This window comes from Aeromonas enterica (genome assembly GCF_054052465.1).
In genome coordinates, this window is record NZ_JBSTYL010000016.1 from 13,008 (window position 1) to 33,753 (window position 20,746).

Sequence of the window (20,746 nt, forward strand, 5' to 3'; positions counted from 1 at the left end):
GGTGCAAAAGCGGAATTTTAACGGGAAAGCGGCGGCGGCTCGACCCTTAACCGTGAAATAACTCAAAAAAAGCCGACTGGCTCATAGAACGCCGCGAGCAGGGCTGAGCGCCGAGGGATGGCAAGAGGCGGCAACCTCGGCGAAATGACAATAAAAAAGGCGCCGCAGCGCCTCTTTGGGGGTAAACGTGCCGACGTGTCAGCCTTCCAGCTGCGCCAGACGGGCTTCCAGAGCCTGCAACTGTGACTTGAGGGTTTCGACCTCTTCCTCCAGCGCGCTCAACCTGTCCGCCGCCGGGGACGCATAGCTGCCGGCTGGGGATGCCTCGGCCAGTGCCTGCAGATCCACCTCGCCGCTGAACAGATGGGCATAGCGGGATTCACGCTTGCCCGGTTCACGGGGCAACTTGACCACATAGGGCCCCTGCTCAATCAGGGCAGCCAGCGCCGCATCCACCTGAGTGACATCATCGAAGCTGCACAGACGGTTGGTACGGGAGCGCAGTTCGCCCGGTGTCTGCGGGCCGCGCAACAGCAGCTCGCAGACGATGCCGAGCTCCTGCTCGCTGAACTTGAGGGTGCCGAACTCGGTATTGCAGAAACGGTGCTGGTAACGGGGCACCCGGGCGTTGAAACCGGCGGTGTTGACCACCAGACGCTTGCGGATCAGTTCATCCACTACGGCGCGGATATCCAGCTCACAGAGCTCCAGTACCGGCTCGCGGTTGCTCTTCTGGTTGCAGGCATTGACCAGGGCATTGAGGGAGAGGGGGTATTGATCCGGCGTGCAGATCTCTTTCTCGATCAGAGCGCCGATCACTCGGGCCTCCAATGGGCCTAGCACTAACTCCATTTCATACTCCCTTTCTAAAACAAGACGTTGAGGCCACTATCTTAGCCATGGCGCCTCTGCCGTCCAGCAGAGGCAACCATTTTTGCGAAGCCGTGAGGCGGTTGATGAAACATCGCACAACCTGGCCGCTCCGCGACAGCCAACATCAGGAGGAGGGCTTGCGCTCCAGCGCCGTGGCTACTGAGCTAGCGGCCGAGCCGGTCAGCAAGGGATCACCCGGATAGAGCATCAGGGCCTGCGCTCGCAGCGCCCTTGCCTCCTCCTGCCGCCCCAGCGCGCCGAGCGCGAGCACCATGTTCGCGTAGATATTGGATCTGGGGGTGTGGCGCACAAAGGCCTGGCCCCAGTCGAGATAGGCTTCAAGCTCCGCCTTGTTGTCGGCCTGCAAGCCCACCATGAGTCGCACCGAGTTCACGTCAAACTCCACCCGGGTCAACCAGGCCATGGGATTGACGATGTCGAGCAACAAGGTCGGCTCCTTGTAGCCGCCACGCTCATACTTGGTCACCACCCAGGCGGTATGAATGGCGGTGAGCATGAAGGGCACGACCAGCAGAGGAATCGTGATGGCCACGAAGCGCAGCAACAGCCAGGGACGATAGACATATTCGCGCCAGCTGGCTGTCTGCATCCCCTCCTCCACCTCCGCATCCAGTACATGGATCAGCAGCAGCAGAGCCCACCAGAGAGCGATGGCGTGATAGAGCGGATATTCGGTCTGGGTGTGCAGCAGTATGGGGGTCACCAGCGCCAGCAGCGCCGCCCCCTTGACCCAACCGGCCCGACTAATTCGCCATAGCAAGGCGCCCACCATCAGCACCATGCCGATCATGGGGGCCAGCCCCCCTTCCACCGCCCAGTAGAGAAACTCGTTGTGGGGGTGATCGAGGTTGTATTCAATCTGCACCATGGCCGGGTTCAGCGCCTTGTCGGCCATGTAATGATGCAGGAAGGTGGTTTCAAAGCTGCCGTAGCCCCAGCCAATCCAGGGGGATTGCGCAATCAACTTGGCGGCATAGGGCCAGTAGATGGAGCGCATGCCGCCGGATTGATATATCTCCAACCCTCGCCTGGCCCCCGCCATCCAGTACTGGGATGCCAGCCCGAGCGCGATGCCCAGACCAACCAGCCCCAACACCCGGCCCAGTTGCCGCTCGCGACGCAACTGCGGCGTGAGCAGGATCAGAGCCAGCAAGCCACCCAGTTGCCCCACCCGGGATTGCAACACCACCAGCAACAGGCCGGCCGCCAGGATCACCCCATAACGCAGTCCTCGTAGCCAGGCATGGGTATTGCCGCGCAACTCCAGCCAGATGGCCAGCGACAAACCGGTCGCCATGAAGGTCGCCATCACATTGGGCTGCTGGAAGATGCCGTAGGGGCGATTGACCCGAGTGTCATAACCGAGCCAGTTGCCGGGGGTCAGCAGGTAGTACTGCACCAAGCCAAGCAGCGCTTCGATGGCGACCGCACCCAGCAGCAGATAGAGCAGCTTGTCACGGGCCTGACGCGCTAACTGCCACTGGTACAGACAAAACAGAAACAGCAGACCGGCAAACAGCCCCAGCAGCCGAGGAATGGCATAATCTTTCAGCTCAAAACCGGGATAGGCCATGGGCAGCAACAGCAAGCATCCACCGAACCATAGCCAGCCCTGCAACGGCGAGAACACCAGCCGCTGTTGCAGCGTCACCTGCCACAACCCCAGGCCGATGACGAGGCTGGCGAAGATCCAGCCCCAAGCATTGAACGGCAGATAGAGCCCGGCCCCGCCGGGATTGTGCATGAAAAAGTGCATACCGAATAACCAATAAGCGATAAAAAATACACCAAACACACCATTCATGTATTTAATCATCATGCATTCCTAGCATAATTTATTCAGATTGCCCTATATCTTTGGTAGATAATAAAAGAGCGAGCAGCTTACAACTGCTCGCTCTGTTTTATGAAGAAAGATCGGCCCTATGGCAACTTTCGGTTACTGCAACTCTGTCAAGCCGTAAAGACCACTCTTGCGGCTCAACATCTGGCCTCCGTCCCGTGTCAAAGGAACCCACCCAATGCTTCCTTTCGCGGTTGTTGGTTTGAGCAACATCAAATCAAACGGTATCGTGACATAAATTCCTTTGGTAAAGCTACCTTCACCATACTCATCCGCAGAAACATCTGTAAATGTTGCATACCCCCCCAGGATAACGCCTGAATCAAACCGCTTGGAGAAATCGAATGTAGCGCCTTTGTCACCAGCCAAATACTGACCCACGGAGACTTTGGCGGTGACATTACTCATGAATGGTAACTGCCAATACGCAGTAACATGTCCGGTCATTACATCGTAATCAGCCATTTTCAGGGTGTTGTTCCAGTCTCGCTGTTTCACCCAGTTGGCATCAACGCCAATAGCCCAAGTTTTGCCATATGGACGATAGAGCACCTCACTCCCGACGCCAGCATACATCATCTCCAAATATCCACCATAAGCTTGCCCGTACCAGTCTTGAGCAAGTGGTTGCATATGGGTTAACTGCAAGTTGTTGAGTAATACATTGGAGGAGTCGACATACTCACGAATCCACGTCCGAACTCGAGGTAAGGCATCGCCATCTGGAGGAGGCGCTTTATAATTGAACTCATCGTAGTTATTTACCAGATTGACAAACAGCGTACCTTGCAAGCTGTTGTTTTCATTTATACGCCAATCAGCATTGGCATTAATGCCTAACTGATACATATAGAAAGACTCAGCACCACCAAATGATTGCGTCAGATCTGGTTCAAAAGAGTATGAAAAAGCTTTGCGCTCAGATGCATAGGTGGATTTCCCCTGAATTTTTCCTGCAGCCTGCACTGATGATTTTTCATGCTGCTCTTCTCCCAATACCTGTACCACATTTGCACGACGAACAGATGGAAGATCGATGCGGGTCTCTTGTAAATGGAAGTTCGACTTACGTTCAACAACATTCAGCTCATCGACCGTACCCGGCAAATAATTAGCTGCTAATAAAGAGGCTCTCTTCATCGCCTCACTCTCATCGCGATACTTGCTCTGCGTGCCGATGACAGTCACAGAATTGGTGGTTGTGTAAAATTCTGTATCCTGCCAACCAGCATTCTCTTTCAAATCAGCGGTTAGCGCTTGCCACTTCACGTCAGTCATGGTCGCTGGAACTTGGTCAGGCTGATAAATGGGTCTCGGCTGGTCAATATGAGCTGGTTTCATATCATTAAAGTTAGTCCGAAAAGTCACCCCCCACATCAAGGTGTTTCCTCTCTGCCAGCTGAGATGACTATCCAGATTATCGAAAACGCGGTACACAGCCCCTACATTCCAAGGTGAGTCTTGAGAAATATGGCCAGCGAACTCCTTGCTATAATCATTGCCATCATATTCCAGCTTCAAGCTAAGTGGCTGCCATGGCGTTTGATACTCCACACCACCGAAGAGTGCTGCTGGCCCATGAAACAAGCTATCAACTTCAAACTTACCGCCATTCCCAGAGTAACTATTACGCCTTTGACACCAGCTATCTTTGTACTCACAAAATGGGTTTTTAATATTACTACTTTCGGCCATATTTCCCCAGCCGATACCGAGAGTAAAATCAAATGGGCCATACCGTTTGCTAGCCGTTACAAATTCACTGTCAAAGAGACCTGTCCCCATTAGATCTCTAAAGCCTACTGACACTTGTGGCAGATAGTTAGATTCTTGCCAAAGACGGAACTTGAAATCCATCCCTTTATCTTTATAGGTTTGATCACCACTAAAGTCTTCGTAGGGACTGTATTTTTTTGTTCTTACATCGGTATATCTCAGTGTCGCTTCAAACCAATCAAATGGCTGCGCAGAGATAGACCATCGACGATATTGGTCATTATCAACATAGTTAGCACTGAACTCACCTGTTTTGGCCATTCGTGCGGTAGGCATTTGAAGCAGACCCACACCACCGAAATCACCTTGTGAGGGACCATAAGGATCAATAACAGACTCTGCAGCACAAACAGCTCCTGAAACAAAGATCGCAATATATTTCAATTTAGGCAACATCATTCTGGTACTCGATTAGCAAGCAGACTGGCAATACGAATATTGATATCTCTATACTGCTCAGGAAGGAGCTGGGGGTCAAAACCGACAAACAGCGTGGCACCCGCCATAGGTTCACGATGCAGTTTGTTCCAGCTGGCTACAGGAACTCGGCTGATAGATCCGTCAGGCTGGATCAGGAATGCTTCATGCTGCGCGGCGCCTGCCAACAAGCGGTAATCCTGCCAATAACTTGTCAAACTAGCACCAGATTGGAGAGGCTGTTTACTGCGACCGTTAATCAATCCTACGAAATAGATAAAGTCGGGTCTTGAAGCCACAAAGAGGGTGTACTGTCCTTTTAACAGTGGATTACCATTCGGGTCAATTCTGGACTTGGCTGGCTCTAATGCGATTGACAACCGCCCACTAACAGGAACTTTGTCCAGCTCTTGTAGTAGCTGCTGAGTTGACTGGATCAATGCACCTTTGTCACCCTCTCTCATCCAAAATACTTGGAGTATTTTAAGATCCTTGAGCAAATTCTCTTTGGTAATCTGGAGCGCTGTTATTGTCTTTTCATTAGCTATTTGTGCAGTACGCCAATAAATATTATTAGGCAATTGAACATTAAATAACAGGTCTGCAAGTCTGGCTCCATCGTGAAACTCAATCTTCGCTGTAGAATGACGTTCAAAAATCACGTCTATATCAGCTTGGGCCAAAGCAAAAAATGGCATGAGACCGATCATCAGGTATCTTTTCATAATGCGTACGGCTTTAATATTGTCATTTCAATCACCGGTAAATCCGGCCCCAATTTCTGCTGGCTTTTTAATATTCTGCCTGTACTACGCTCAAACCAATAGTAGTTATGCCACGAGTTCTGACTCTGTCCGAAGCTGACCAACTCGTCAATCAGCATAACATCATGCGATTTCTCAAGGATTAACAACTTTTCCGGTACAACGGATATAAACTTAGCCTGCATTTTATATCCACTCACATAATCCCTTTCCCATTCGGCATTATACTGCCAATACATTGAGTTGGGACTCAAAACATCATCAGGTGAATCTGCCATTTTTTGCAATGGATCAGGCCAAGATGATGCCACCAAATACAGATCATTTTCCAAACCCACCGTCTTGTACAGCCGACCGGCTTTGGTAACAAAAAGCTTATTATCCGCACTCACCCAGCTCAATGAACCATCAGGGTCTACAAACGCAAGCACTACCAATGCCTGCGGGTTATCACCCACTCGAAGATAGGCGCTGGCATAAGGCAACTCACGCACTTTTTCAGTCGTGACCTCCACATCATCCACTCCCAAAAAGGCATAGCGAAGCGTTGCATAGGTATCAGAACTGGTGGCGGAACAACCACTCAAGAGTAAAAAACCCAAAGGTATAAACGAACGAAGAGAAAACATAGACGGGTCACTCAGTGGAATTGGAAAATAATTGCAAAGTGACAAAAATAAGGCCGCCAATATGGCAGCCTTATTGCAACATAGAAAAACTTACTTCTTGGTAGAAGTTGTAGTGCTGGTACTGGTGGAGTCGTCATTTGCATTAGACACAACAACAGCAGCCAGTGCGGCGGCACCGACACCGACAGCAACCAGAGTAGTGGTGCCAACAGCTGCAGTACCTGCTACGCCAGTGGAACCAGCAGCAGTGCCTGCCGCTTCTTCAGCTGCAAATGCATTTGAAGAGAGGACCAACAAAGCAGCCAGAGTCAACGCTGATTTTTTCATTACTAATTTCCTTATTTAAACATGACTTAAAGTACTAACAGGATATCTTGAAACAGACCAATTGACCAGAGTGAGTCGCTCAGATGAGCCCCCTCATCAGTAACGAGGTGGACGACCGATTGCATGGCGTGCCAGTACAATCATGACGCCTAACATGCCGCCAAGCAGCGTCCCCAATACGGCGATCAACGCCCGTTTTGGTTTCGCTTTTTCCTCAGCGACCACAGCAGGATCAAGGGTTTTAAACACGTACTCTTGATTCACTTCAGTCAACATCAAGGTTTTGGTCTGATCCTCGATCAGTTGATAGAACACCTTCTGCATATCTGCGACCGGAGTTTTCTCAAGCTGTGCTTTGAGATAAGTAATGTTACGTGTCGCATCAGTTTGATCACGCAGCTTCATGGCCTCATTGAGATCGGTCACCAACCAATCAACCCATTGCTTGGCAGACTCAGGGGAGTAGTACTCCACTGCCACCGTAACCAACCCTGATTTGGCATCCTGACTGATACTGACAACATCGCGAAATGCCTTCACCAACTCCCAATCTGTTGGTTCAATAGGCCTGCCAGGAGGTACTTCACGCACCCACTTTTTGCTGGCGACATCGTAGACATCTTCATCAATCACCAACTCACCGGTCGCCTTGTCTGCTTTGGCGACAGCCATCAACGGTACGTCCAGCTGATGTTGGCGGATAAAGTGACTTAAGAATTGGCGGGATTTCCCAATCTCGACCGCAATAGCCGTCTTGTCCGGACCACCGCCGCCACTGAGATTTACGCCGGCCAAGCTAGCAAGACCACCAAACTGGGCAGCCATGGCGGCAAGCCCCCCTCCTTGTTGTTCAGCAGATGGTGCAAGCAAGGCCTCTGAGCGATAGATATTTGGCAATGATATTGCAACCATGACGGCTATTACCGCACCAACAAAGGTACTGGCAACTATCCACCACTTACCACGCCAAAGCGCCGCGAACAGTTCACGCAAATCGATTTCATCTTCCCCCGCTCCATTCATTGCTACTGGCAAGGGAGGGTGTTCTTTTACTTGTGTCATAACAAACCGGATCTCAGAAGAGTCAGGTGGCTTTCACCACCTGACTGAATGGGTTGTCAAATAAGCGATACCATTACTTGATTGCACTCCACGCGACACCAAGTTGGTAGAGGATCTGGGTTGCAGAGGTCATGACACTCAGGTTATCCAGATAATCAGAATCAACTGGTACCACGATGGTATCTCCCGGCTCCAGGCTCTTGCGACTACCAAACCAGCTATCACCAGGCAACATCACACTACCATTTGCCTTGATCACGTAGATACGGTCGGTATCAGCCTGTTTCTTGGTTCCCCCAGCACGGCTCAAGTAATCATTAACACTCAGGTTGCCATCGTAAACATGAGAAGAGGGGAACTGCACCATACCCTGAATAGAGACCACATTTTGTAACGCAGGCACATAAAGCTTGTCGCCATCTTGCAACATCACATCAGCCTGCTTGTCGCCAGACAAAATCGCCGGCATATCGATGGTCATACGACCGACAGCCTTGCTGTTTTCCAGCTGATTAACCACCGTCATCGCCTCTGCAGGCGAGCTGGTGTAGTTGGCGATACTGGATTGACGACGCAGTGTCATCGTCGCGATCTCTTGCTTTAGTTCATCACGCAGCAACGCGATTCGTTCTGCTTCCTGCTTACGCAGCGCTTCACGGGCAAAAACAGCGCCATTTGGATTGGCATAGGGGGTAATACCACCGACACGCTGGATCAAATCCTGCAAACTTTCTCCACGACGAACCGTATAGGTTCCCGGATACTTCACCTCGCCAAACACCTGTACGGTAGCTTCTTCACGCCATTGGGGGTGAGGCAACACGTTCAAGCTGTCTTTTGATTGCACCAACGGCGAACCAGTTACCCGATTTGCCGTTGCCAAATCCAGACGCTGATTTTCAATTGCAATATCATTCCCTCGCTCACTCACGCGAGATAACTCAATCACATTCGCTTGTTCGTTAAACCCGCCCGCAGCCATTATTAGGTCATGGGTACGACTATAAGGTGTCAAGGGATAGACCCCCGGATATTTAACCTCACCGCGAACTTCAGCAATCTGTACTGGTTTACCTTGTGCGGCTTGTGCTTTCAAACGCTCAATAACCGGAGCGAGCAACGCTTGACGAGAAGCCCCGACCATCGCCTCAGTCTTGGTCGTGCCAGACACACTAGCCAGTGTCATCTTATCTTCTTTAGCCAGCTGAGCACGACTAACATCGGCACCTGTACTGTTGTCTACCGTATCGACTTGCTGCTCAATGAGTTGCTTAGCCTGATTGTTGATACTTGTCGAAGAGATCTGAGTGCTCACCAGCTGTTTCAGCCGGTCGGTTGCATCATTGCTAAAAATAAGCACCTGATCCCGCGGCTGCAAACGAATGTCATCTTCCCCGCCCGGCATTTGCAACGCACGGCCCAGATTGAATTGCAGTACCTCGATATTACGTTGGGCATCCACCTCACGTACAACTAGGGCATAATTCAAGTCAGTGACTGATGTCAGATCTCGGTCAGCACTTTGCAACACACGACTGATCCGCATCCCCAGCTGGAAGCTGAACACTCCCTCACGAACAACGGCACCTTTTACTACAATCGCCTGGCTATATTCGGTGCTGCTCGGTTTGACCGTGATCTTGTCACCATCGCGTACGACAAACTGACGATCATGCTGATTTGACAGGTTCAGGTTAAATACCCGCATCCCGGTTTCACCGTAGCGGGTCACCGACACCTCTTTCAGTGCAGCGGCTTTCATACCGCCCGCAAGCCCCAGTACATTGATCAGGGCCGCTGGGCTACTCAATTCATAAATAGCTGGGCGTTTAACCAGACCATCGATACTGATCTCACTCCCTTTAGCAGGGATAAACACCGTATCACCGGAGCGCAGGCGGATATCCTGGCTGGTGTCACCCCATACCAACATCTTGTAGAGGTCGACATCAATTACTTTCTGCCCTGCACGCTTAACCTGGATCTTGCGCAGCGACCCCACCGTATCGATACCACCCGCAGCCTGCAAAGCCTGAGTCACGGTAGCCATACCATTGACGTTATAGGCGCCGGGGCGATAGGCATCGCCCATTACAAAAACTTGCATGGTACGTAGTGCGCCAAAACTGATAAACGCCTCTACACCAATTTTTTGCTCTTTGATCCGATTTTCCAGTTCACTGCGTAGTTGCTGGAAAGTCTGACCACTGGCTGCAATAGGGCCAAGGGAAGGGAAATCGATAAATCCCTCACGGCCAATCGCCAAGCTATAACTCGCATTCTCCTTGCCATAGAGCTGAACCCGGATTTCATCACCCGGGCCCATCACATAATCGTCGGCAACCGGCATATCCACTACGGGCGCATCAGTGAGCGGTTCCCCGGCAAAAACGCTATAGCCAAAAGGTTGCAACGCCCCCTCTTGCGCCGCACCTGCGACCAAGGGCCGCTGAGACGCCTGGCTGTAATCCACTTCACGTGGGGCCGCCACAGGTGCAGTGTTGACTGGTGTGACACTGCTTTGGCTGTTACTCCCTCCCAACTGGGATGGGTCGATACCATACTGAGCGGCCAGCGCCTGCTGCTGGGCAGGAGGCAGCTGTTTAAATTTGGCTATCATCTCGGGCGTAATTTGTGGCGCCGCCATAAGCGGCAAGCCCACCAAAGCCAGAGAGAGAAGCAATCCCTTTTGATTCATCTTGATAAAATCCACCACATACAAAAATATTGATGCCACCCACGGCATAGACAGGCGGCATCATAACAAAAAGCGCACAGATTAGGACTATGGATTAAACAGGAGACCTAGAAAATGCCTCAGCCTGACGTTAATCGTTACCAAACAGATCGCGGGTATAGACCTTGTGAGCAACATCGGCCAACTCAGACACCATGCGGTTAGCCAGAATTACATCACAACTCTCTTTGAACTCGGCAATATCTGTGAGCACTTTTGAGCGGAAAAATTCCGGCTCTTTCAAGGTTGGCTCATAAATCACCACTTCAATACCTTTAGCCTTGATGCGCTTCATTACCCCCTGAATTGCGGAGGCACGGAAATTATCAGACCCCGCCTTCATCACAAGTCGATATACCCCAACCCGCTTGGGATTTTTACGGATCACCGAATCGGCAATAAAATCCTTGCGGGTGGTATTGGAATCGACAATGGCGCGGATCAGGTTATTCGGCACATCGTTATAGTTGGCCAACAACTGCTTGGTATCTTTTGGCAGGCAATAACCGCCATAACCAAATGAAGGGTTGTTGTAATGGCTGCCGATGCGCGGGTCCAGCCCTATACCGTCGATCACCTGACGGCTATCCAGCCCGTGGTGCTGGGCATAGGTATCGAGTTCATTAAAAAAGGCAACCCGCATCGCCAGATAGGTATTGGCAAACAACTTGATCGCTTCGGCCTCTGTGCTGTCGGTAAACAGCACCGGCACATCCTGTTTCAGTGCCCCTTGCAGCAGCAAATTAGCAAACACCTGCGCCCGTTCACTGCGCTCACCCACCACAATGCGAGAGGGGTGCAAGTTGTCATACAGCGCGCTCCCTTCGCGCAAAAACTCCGGCGAGAATAAAATATTATCGCAATTAAACTTTTGCTTAACCTTAGCAGTAAAGCCTACAGGTATAGTAGATTTAATCACCATTACCGCATTAGGGTTAATGGCTAATACATCGCTTATCACCGACTCAACCGACGCGGTATTAAAATAATTAGTCTTGGTATCGTAATCCGTTGGGGTGGCGATAATCACAAACTCAGCATCTTGATAAGCCAATTGTTTATCTAAGGTCGCGGTTAAATCAAGCTTGCGATGGGCTAAAAAATCTTCTATCTCGGCATCTATAATCGGTGACTTACGACTGTTAATTAACGCAACCTTCTCAGCGATAACATCAACAGCGATAACTTGATGGTGCCGCGCTAAAAACACTGCATTAGATAAACCTACATAACCTGTACCAGCAATAGCAATTTTCATTATTAGATACCTAAATCAAAGGAAACATGAGAATGCAAAGATAAAAACCTGCAATAATAAAAAACAACCGTAAATAACAGAAAAAATTTAAACCACGATAACTTCAAACGAGACACCAAAAATCTTACTCCAACCATATTAGAATGGAATAAAATATAGTTAATTTTTCACCAGTCCTAAATATTTTAAAAAAATGTCAGTTTTAGTTGAAGAGTCAAAATTTTCTCTAGCATATCGAATAGCAGACTCACTAATGCATTTGTAATCGCCTTGGACAATTATATCCCTAATATCATCAATTGCAAAAGGTTCGACCAAATAGCCATTTACGCCATGACATACAGCATCTCTACAGCCAATAACATCATAACAAATTACAGGAACTCCCATAGCGTTCGCTTCCATAACGACCACAGGGAACCCTTCATGCCTAGACGGTAATATTAAAACAGTAGCAGAAGAATAGAACTCTCTTAAATCAGACTTAAAGCCATGAAAAGTGATATCTGCCCCGAAAAGAACCTTGCTACTAACAATATCAGATTCTGTTAATGATGATGGATTACTTGGATAAATATCACCTACAATATCTATATGAAAGTCGACTTTTCTTTGTTTTAGCTGTTTCCCTAACTCAAGAATATCATATATACCCTTATCACCTACTAATCGCCCAACATATAGAATCCTATGAGACTTGGTTCTCTGGCTAACCTCAGAACATCGGAAGTGCTCAACATCTATTCCTATGCCTTTTAAAACCAAGTCCGAATCAAAACCTAACAACTGTCTTTCTTGTTGATTCATAAACACCCTCTTCGAGGAGCAATGCCGAACCAAATATGATATAATCTTAGAAAAAATTGCTCTATTAGTAAAGAAAGAACCAATTCCTTCAATCACAACGAAGGTTCTCTTTCTATTACATAATATACTAGGAAAAAAAATCACAAAAGAGGAAATAAAATGTATAATTAAAGATGCTTTTTCATTCCTATTAAAAGTGAAAAACAAAACCTTAAAGTTTAAATAGATTGAGCTGAAGAGAAAATTTGATCTCCGACATGCATGAACAACACAACCTAAAGTCTCTAACATTGTGACGTGCTCATCAGAGTCGTTAACAGCAAAACAATGTACTGAATATCCGTTAGACAACAACCGCAAAATGTATTGTTTTCTAAATATATATAAGGTTTTTATTGAATTCTGGATTATACAAACTGGCTTATCTAACATTAGTATGCTCACATAGGTCACTAACAACCCCATAAAATTCGTCAACGACATTGTCCCAAGTCCTGACAGTAGGAGCATTTAAACAAGGTGTAGATTTTAAAAAACCTTCTAAGACATCAATGACGTTTTCTGGATTAATACCATAACATCCATCTAATGTTAATTGTCCAAACTTATTAATATATAAAGTTGGAAGCCGATACGCTAAATACTCGTAATATTTCAATGGTGAGAATAGTGGTAACTCATTATAGTACCTGTCATCCAATATCAACCCGAAATTATACCTAGGGAATACGTCAGTCATATCAGACTGCTTTAGCACCCCCTTAAATTGTATAATAGAAGATAAGTCAGAAGAGCCAACTAAAGAGACCCACAAGTCTAAAGCGGGACCAGAACCATACAAATCTATACGTATATCATTCTTAGTGAAATAAGAACGGTTAGACAGGACAATGTTACAAAGCTCATCAAGCCGCTGCCAACTTGTGAAGTTAGCAACAAAAATCATCGATATAGTACTTTTTAAAATTGTAGGTTGGACGGTAGAATAGAATTTACCATTCAGTCCGTTATGAATAACATGAAAACGAATGTCAGATGAAAAATGTTCAGAGTAGAAATTCTTAATACCATCAGCAACGCATAAATTAATTAAGGCCTGCTTCCATACAAACCTACTTTTAATCCTGTCAAGGATATTGTAAACAGCTGACTTAAAGAAAGAATTAGCCTCAATCCTAGCAACACCATTAATTTCGGTTACGACCCTTCTTTTTATCCGATTTGGAAGCGTAGACAATAAAAAAGTATAAACAGTATCTCGAGTATAAACCAAATCGATATCTTTAAAATTTGAAGATAAGAACTTATTTACAAAGTAATAAAATTTTAAAGCACGAAGAACTCCCTTACTCGAAGAACCAGAGTCCACAAAAATAAATTTTACATTCTTTTTACGATCCCAGTTGTCAACAAAAATATATTTATTCGCCTTATCAATAAGGACTGTAACATCTTCACCTCTATTAATAAAAGAAGAAATAACACCTGTTGTGTGATAGAGCTCACCAGAACCTTCCCTCAAAATCCGATCAGTACAATAAAAAAGCATTATTTACTCCAATAAAGTCGATACTTGCAACAAAAATGAAAAATTAAAGCAAGCATCTGCCACCATATATATTGGTATCTGAAAAAATGATTATCCCAAAACATAAAAAGAGCCTGAACTAAGCTGACTGAAACAACATAGACCGAAAAAAAATTATAACTCTTATTACCAATGTATTGAACGACTAGAAGATAAGCAACAACAGCGTTGCAAACTATAAGCAGGCCTAAATAACCAAAGTCCAAATACCCTGCCCTAAAAATAGTAGCTGTATTATAAGCATCATCTACAAGAAGAACATCAAAATTAGTTCCCCTAATGCTCGTTGTATCAAATCGATCTGAAGCTCTTTGAAACCCATTTGAAATAAAGTCATAGATCCCATCAACGAAACCAAAAGTTAATTTCCCACCAGTAAAAAATGGTTCAGATTGCATCTGTAACTGCAAGTTAGAATAAGATGGAGATAAATAGAGCAATATTTTTTCAAAGATATAGTTAAAGCTAATACCATCCCCTTCTCTGAAAAATATAGAGAGAAAAAAAGCAATACAGATAGATACAACTAATAAAATAAGAAGTTTCCTGTTATACCTACGATTAATTGTAGCATCACAGAAAACAGCTATTACAATTGGAAAGATTATTGTGCTTTTTACACCATGGAATGGAAGAGACATAAATGAAAAAATGGTCATCATCCACAACACCTTCCTTTTATCAGGAAAAAGCTTCATTAACAATGGTGACGATCCGACAATAAAACCATTTATAAAATACAAATAATTTACTAAAGTGTATTTTCCAAAACTTAGTTCATAAGATCGTCCACCACCAACTAAAGACCCATCACCAATTACTCTACTGAGGTTAAAAATAAATGCGATCTGCGAAAGGAACCACAAGAATTTGAGAAAACACCAGCCGCGAGATAAAAACTTATAATTAGGTAATGAATACTGCCGCACATTCCCTTTTGATGAATCTTGTATATATATTGAAAGAAACAGAAGTAGAAAGGAAATGTATGAGTACATTAAAATTATAATTATCCACATCTCTAAAGAAAGAGACCATTGGTCTCCTCTTAGTAACGATAATGGAAATGATAAAATAGGTATAACTATCAACGCAAAAGAAATTGCATAGAAATGATTTAGAAAAATCAATTTGTAAAAAACCTCCAAAGTTTAACAAGTCTCCAAAGATTCTTTTTTAATATAAAACTAAGAGGTAATTGATGTTCTGAAGAAAGAGCTTCAAACCTCCTAGAAAGAAGTTCAAACTTCTGGTTTGAAAACACCCTTGATAATACCTGATATTGAATTACATGAAGCCTATTATAACTACTGTCACAGATTGATTCCCTTAGGTCATAGCGCGAAACATTCTTAAATGAAAAAAACAACTCTGTGTTATCAAGCAAACATGAAACACTACTAACCAATTCGCTATTATGATTGCTAGTGACACAGCAGTAATCATATAAACCCAATATAGAAAAAACATTACCGTTTAATACAAAACTTGGTCTACCATTCTTAACATATTCCTCAAACCAAAGTTGCGAATTCAGCTTTGTAGCGCAACCGCCTTCTTCCAATGGGAGTAACATAACTCTTAACGCACTATCTGCATATGCAATGTATTCTTTATTATTTGTATGCTTAAATAATAAAATGCAAAGAGAACTATATTGTCCTTGAGCCATACCAGAAAGCCAGTTCTTTTCTAACATGTACAAAGGTTGATAGAAATCATTATACAGGTACAAACCGTTTTCATATTTATGAGCTGAATTCCTAATTGACCGCTCAATTATAATTGCACTTTGCAGATGTTCTCTGTTGCCAATACTAACATACATGTTAATAAACCCAAGGGCTCTTTGGATATTTACTACTTGTAATAAACCATAATCATCAGTTGCCCTTTTAAATCTATAAAACTGACCATAAACCATAGGTAGATTAACATACAGAAGATTATTAATATTCTTATACAAAGGGGAACGAGCTGTAAAAGAAGTATAATCTGTAAAATCAAAATGATATCCGCCTGCTTGTACAATATCAGTGTTAGTTACGCGAATTTCATGCTTAATTTGACTCATTTAATACACTCTTACTAAAAGTTTTTTTACTATACCTTTGCTTTGCATTCTTAGAAATTGAACAGTAATCAAAACTTATTGTATAAATTCTTCTTATAGCAACAGAGTAATCTATTACATTGTCATTATTAACAACAATACCGTTTGTTGAGTTAACCATGTATCGAATACCTCCAACGTTATTTGAGATAACTGGTAAACCAACAAAATTAGCCTCACATATAACACAAGGCTTATTCTCAGTCTCACTGAATAATAACAACGCTTTCGACTTATTAAACAAAAGAGCAATTTCAGATTTATTTAAAGCACCATGAAAAATAACCTTAGATTTTATACCTAGTTCATTAGTCAAAATAATCAATTTATCAAGTTCACTTCCAGTCCCGACAATATTTAAATTTACGCCATCAATCTTCGCTAATGCAAAAGCTTCTAGAATTCTGTCAACTCGCTTAATTCTTTCCAATCTACCTACAAAAATAAGATCTTTTCCTAATTCCGAGGTACGATCAAAAACAGTGTCGTCAACAACGTTTTCCACAATTTTAGTTTTATTTTGAATACTCTTATCAAAAGAATTCTTTACGTTTTCACTTACTACATAGACATCATCAAAAATGCCTAGAGACCTAGAAAGGAATGCAGTTTTACGCCTAACCCAAAATGACCAGTGCTCAATAAAAATAAGCCTACATTTCAATAAAGTCTTAGCAAAATACGCAAAGAAAATTGACGTGAAAACATTAACTACTATTAGTTCAAAGTTTAACCTCCTCAACTTTATTAAATAATAAATAGCATATAAGTTGAATTTAATTATATTATACAGATAATTATCGTCAGGGTTTAGAGGTATTCTATAGTTTGTTACTCTGTTTTCGTCATCTACTCTTACTGAAGAATTTCTAGTTATATTTCCAGTAATTGCTATTAATTGTTCTTGTTCTGACAACGCCAACATATGCTCTTTGATAAAAGGGGCATAGTACTTATTAATATCCGATGGAAACCACTGGGAAACAAAAAGAATCATTAACAGACCTTCTTCAAGTAATTCTGTGCAAATTTTTCCATTGAAAAATTATCTCTAAATTTATCGATAACATCATTTTTACTATAAGACTCATGACTTGAAATAACATCAATCAACTTATTATAGTCATCATCAAATGAAAATAAATTTACACAATCATTACCTAACACTTTGTATAAATGGCAGTTACCACCGTTATTTGATGCAAGTAATTTCGTTCCTAACGACAAAACCTCTAAGGCTATAAGGTCAAAGTATGTTTCTCTGTTGGCGAGAACAAAATAGTCAGAGGCATTGATAATACTAAAAGGATCTTTGGTCCAACCGATATCTATAACCTCTTTGCCTTTTGGTGCCTCCATAGGCCCATTACCAGCCAAAACAAATGTTACTTTTCCACTCAATGGTGAATTCATGATCTCTTTATGTAACTTAATAAATCTATCAAATCCTTTGATTGAATTTCTTTTACCAATATAAGAAACTACTACACTGTCAATAGAAATTCCATATTTCTCTTTAAATTCAGATGAATTGATAATAGGCTTACATAAATTGATACCTGTTGCTAAATAGTCTATTTTATTTTTTATATCAATTTCCTTTAGCTCAGGTAAGTACTTACTATATATACCAAAGGACTCATCACATGGAAAAAATATTTTATTTGCACACTTGTAAGCAAGGATGTCAATATTTTTATAAAAGCGTAGAACGCTATTAAACTTATAATGATGAACATCGTTTAACTTTATAAAAATATCATACGAGAAAGGCACTGGAGTATGAGATGTTAGAACTATTTTTTTATTTATCCCTTCTTCAGTGCATACCTTATTTACAGCATAACAGTCTATTGTTGAATGACAAAACAATATATCAGACTGAGTGACTTTATCGATATTATTTCTAATGTAGTTTACTTTTGATTCAACCAGAATTTTGGCTTGTCTTTCAAAATACCATGCCTTCATAATATTTGGCATAATTTTTGCAATTTTACTCACCAAAAGACCTTTAACGGTAGTTTGCTTTTTCACATTGTGAGTAAAATCTAAGTAATCAACGGATGACTCATTGATTGACTCAAAATAGCTTTTCAAATTAAATAGGTATGCCATCGGGCCACCTAATCTATCACCAATTTTTCCAAGAGTGTATATATTAAGAATTTTTTTCATCACAACGCTTCACCTATTTTGGATATCAAATTAAGAGCTGATCGTACAACCTGATGCATATCATAATATTTATATTCTGCCAACCTACCACCAAAATGAATATCTTCATTTTTAGCTAGTTTTCTATATGAATTATAAAGCTCCATGTTCTTTTCATTATTAACGGGGTAATAAGGTTCATCACCTAATTTCCATTCTGCTGGATATTCACGGGTTACTATCGTGTGAGAAGTGTCTACAGTATCAAAATGTTTATGTTCAATGATACGAGTAAATGGCACTTTAGCTTCAGTATAGTTAACCACAGCGTTACCTTGATAACTATCAACATCAATTCGTTCATGCTCAAAACGCAAAGAACGGTATTCAAGCTGACCATGGCAATAACCAAAATATTCATCGATGGGGCCAGTATAGATAATATTTTCAGCTAACGAACAATAATAATCGCGCTGAGTTAAATAATCCACCCCCAACTTAACTTCGATTCCAACAAGTAATTTTTCAATTAATTTTGTATATCCGCCTATTGGGATGCCTTGATATTTATCTGAAAAATAATTGTTATCAAAGGTGAAACGCACAGGCAAACGGCGAATAATAAAGGCTGGCAATTCTGTTGCCTTACGGCCCCATTGTTTTTCGGTGTAGCCTTTAATTAATTTTTCATAGATATCACGGCCAACCAAAGAGATTGCTTGTTCTTCAAGGTTAGTTGGTTCTTTACCTGCCATTTCGGCTTTTTGTTCATCAATCTTGGCCATCGCCTCTGCTGGCGTCTTGACACCCCAAAGCTGATAAAAAGTGTTCATATTAAATGGCAAATTATATAACTTGCCATCATGCATAGCCAAGGGGGAGTTAGTAAAGCGATTAAATTCAACAAATGAGTTCACATAATCCCAGATATCTTTATCATTGGTATGAAATATATGTGCGCCATATTTATGTACCTGAATGCCATCTTGATCTTCGGTATATATATTACCACCGATATGATCACGCTTTTCAAGCACTAAAACATGTTTACCTTTTTTATGCAGCTCATGGGCACATACTGCGCCAAACAAACCCGCACCTACGATTACATAATCATACTGCATTAAAATTACCTTTAAATAGAGGGATTTTTTTCTTGATGATCACCACTATCATTATAGTGGTGACAATAATTTCTGTTAGTAACACAGATGTTGCCGCGCCAACCGCCCCGTTAAAATACGTCAATGGCAAGATCAAAATGACGTTAATTATGCCTGCCATCATCAATATTTTACTGAAAATTTCTTTATGGCCTAATACCAACAATGTTTGAATACCAAAAATATTGCTCAAACCAACTATAAATGGCAGCCATGCCATCAACATCAACACTGGCACGGAAGCCCCATATTGCTTTCCATAAGCTAATGAAATTAAAAAGGGGGCTGTTAAAAAAAGTGCGATACTTAAACACAACGTAAAAGCACCCTGCCATTTTAGAAATTTTCGGATAAGTAAAAATCCTTCATTTGTACTTTTACTCATCGTGGCATTAATTCTTGGATAAAACGACTGCGATATTGGTGAGATTAAACCCTGCACCGCTTGGCGCAATTTATCAGCAGCAACAAAATAGCCGACAGCAACTGGGCCACTGATAAAACCTAAAATTACTGTAGTACTAGTTGTATAAAGACTTATAGATGCAGTAGAAATAAATACATGCCAACCATCACGTAACATTTCAATTAAATCTAATAGTGTAGGCTTATACCATTCCACCCATTCTTGCCGCCTAACAAAATAGAGGCCGATGCAACCAGCTAAAATTGTCGTCAAACTGGTGATCAGCGCAGCAACATAGGCATGTTCAGGTTTATTAACAAAGATAAAAATCAATGGAATTGCCAATAAACGGGCTGTGATATTGGATATGGCAATCCAGCCCATTTTTTCTTTACCCTGAAAAAGCCAGGTTGGGAATAATACATTACCCAATACCATCAATAAACCAGAGTAAATAATTATCGATAAATCATTGAGCTTTGGCACCCAATAAATGGCAGCACTCACTACCAGCAAACTAAACAATGCCATACCCGTTTTACAAGCGAGTACGCTCCAGAATAACTTACTGACTTTCTGTTTATCATCACGGTGCACCGCAATTTGCTGCGTTGCAGACAAGTTAAAGCCATAATCTGTTAGCAGGCAGCAATATTGCACAATGGCCAAAGCAAAACCCAATGAACCATAACCAACAGGATCAAGTACACGCACTAAATAAGGCAGAGTAATCAGAGGGATGAGGTAATTCATCCCCTGAATACCAAATAGCGAAACTATATTCTTATACAGTGTTTTATCCAAT

17 protein-coding genes are annotated in these 20,746 nt (G+C 43.3%); 1 reads left to right on the top strand and 16 read right to left on the bottom strand.

What is annotated here, in order from left to right; genetic code table 11:
• Positions 1-198 precede the first annotated feature (198 nt).
• The 5 genes from ACW5XD_RS15790 to ACW5XD_RS15810 form a co-directional block, all read right to left on the bottom strand.
• Positions 199-852: a YceH family protein gene (locus tag ACW5XD_RS15790; RefSeq protein WP_043137590.1), complete on the bottom strand. Its 654-nt coding sequence runs from the start codon at positions 850-852 to the stop codon at positions 199-201.
• Positions 853-997: 145 nt separating this feature from the next.
• Positions 998-2,698, bottom strand: coding sequence for a Wzy polymerase domain-containing protein (locus ACW5XD_RS15795; RefSeq protein ID WP_456495730.1), 1,701 nt, complete (start codon positions 2,696-2,698; stop codon positions 998-1,000).
• Between the two features lie 135 nt (positions 2,699-2,833).
• The gene (locus tag ACW5XD_RS15800; RefSeq protein ID WP_456495664.1) at positions 2,834-4,912 is read right to left on the bottom strand and encodes a YjbH domain-containing protein; all 2,079 of its coding nucleotides are present in this window, start codon (positions 4,910-4,912) and stop codon (positions 2,834-2,836) included.
• The gene (locus ACW5XD_RS15805) at positions 4,909-5,640 is read right to left on the bottom strand and encodes a capsule biosynthesis GfcC family protein (RefSeq protein WP_456495665.1); all 732 of its coding nucleotides are present in this window, start codon (positions 5,638-5,640) and stop codon (positions 4,909-4,911) included. The genes ACW5XD_RS15800 and ACW5XD_RS15805 overlap by 4 nt, the downstream gene beginning before the upstream one ends.
• Before the next feature lie 11 nt (positions 5,641-5,651).
• A complete protein-coding gene (locus ACW5XD_RS15810) occupies positions 5,652-6,323 on the bottom strand; it encodes a YjbF family lipoprotein (RefSeq protein WP_456495666.1) in 672 nt (223 codons plus the stop codon).
• Positions 6,324-6,354: 31 nt separating this feature from the next.
• On the opposite strand from ACW5XD_RS15810, the gene ACW5XD_RS15815 reads away from it, so the two are divergent.
• On the top strand, positions 6,355-6,669 hold the full coding sequence (locus tag ACW5XD_RS15815) for a hypothetical protein (protein ID WP_456495667.1): 315 nt from the start codon (positions 6,355-6,357) through the stop codon (positions 6,667-6,669).
• A gap of 77 nt (positions 6,670-6,746) precedes the next feature.
• Here the strand turns inward: ACW5XD_RS15815 and ACW5XD_RS15820 are convergent, their stop codons facing one another.
• The 11 genes from ACW5XD_RS15820 to ACW5XD_RS15870 all read right to left on the bottom strand — a co-directional run bounded on the left by ACW5XD_RS15820 (position 6,747) and on the right by ACW5XD_RS15870 (position 20,745).
• Positions 6,747-7,712, bottom strand: coding sequence for a Wzz/FepE/Etk N-terminal domain-containing protein (locus ACW5XD_RS15820; protein WP_456495668.1), 966 nt, complete (start codon positions 7,710-7,712; stop codon positions 6,747-6,749).
• Positions 7,713-7,785: 73 nt separating this feature from the next.
• Positions 7,786-10,410, bottom strand: a complete 2,625-nt coding sequence (locus ACW5XD_RS15825) for an SLBB domain-containing protein (protein WP_456495669.1) — start codon at positions 10,408-10,410, stop codon at positions 7,786-7,788.
• Positions 10,411-10,540: 130 nt separating this feature from the next.
• Positions 10,541-11,707, bottom strand: a complete 1,167-nt coding sequence (locus ACW5XD_RS15830) for a nucleotide sugar dehydrogenase (protein ID WP_456495670.1) — start codon at positions 11,705-11,707, stop codon at positions 10,541-10,543.
• Positions 11,708-11,866: 159 nt separating this feature from the next.
• On the bottom strand, positions 11,867-12,514 hold the full coding sequence (locus ACW5XD_RS15835; protein WP_456495671.1) for a glycosyltransferase: 648 nt from the start codon (positions 12,512-12,514) through the stop codon (positions 11,867-11,869).
• 421 nt (positions 12,515-12,935) lie between these two features.
• A complete protein-coding gene (locus ACW5XD_RS15840; protein ID WP_456495672.1) occupies positions 12,936-14,063 on the bottom strand; it encodes a hypothetical protein in 1,128 nt (375 codons plus the stop codon).
• Positions 14,063-15,250 (bottom strand): O-antigen polymerase, encoded by a 1,188-nt coding sequence (locus tag ACW5XD_RS15845; RefSeq protein ID WP_456495673.1) that lies wholly within the window; start codon positions 15,248-15,250, stop codon positions 14,063-14,065. Before ACW5XD_RS15845 ends, ACW5XD_RS15840 begins: the two co-directional genes overlap by 1 nt.
• A complete protein-coding gene (locus tag ACW5XD_RS15850; RefSeq protein ID WP_456495674.1) occupies positions 15,229-16,176 on the bottom strand; it encodes a D-glucuronyl C5-epimerase family protein in 948 nt (315 codons plus the stop codon). Before ACW5XD_RS15850 ends, ACW5XD_RS15845 begins: the two co-directional genes overlap by 22 nt.
• Positions 16,163-17,212, bottom strand: coding sequence for a glycosyltransferase family 4 protein (locus ACW5XD_RS15855; protein ID WP_456495675.1), 1,050 nt, complete (start codon positions 17,210-17,212; stop codon positions 16,163-16,165). Before ACW5XD_RS15855 ends, ACW5XD_RS15850 begins: the two co-directional genes overlap by 14 nt.
• Positions 17,212-18,393, bottom strand: coding sequence for a glycosyltransferase (locus ACW5XD_RS15860; RefSeq protein WP_456495676.1), 1,182 nt, complete (start codon positions 18,391-18,393; stop codon positions 17,212-17,214). The genes ACW5XD_RS15855 and ACW5XD_RS15860 overlap by 1 nt, the downstream gene beginning before the upstream one ends.
• Positions 18,393-19,496: a UDP-galactopyranose mutase gene (gene glf, locus ACW5XD_RS15865; RefSeq protein ID WP_456495677.1), complete on the bottom strand. Its 1,104-nt coding sequence runs from the start codon at positions 19,494-19,496 to the stop codon at positions 18,393-18,395. Before glf ends, ACW5XD_RS15860 begins: the two co-directional genes overlap by 1 nt.
• A complete protein-coding gene (locus ACW5XD_RS15870) occupies positions 19,486-20,745 on the bottom strand; it encodes a flippase (protein ID WP_456495678.1) in 1,260 nt (419 codons plus the stop codon). Before ACW5XD_RS15870 ends, glf begins: the two co-directional genes overlap by 11 nt.
• Position 20,746: the final 1 nt, after the last annotated feature.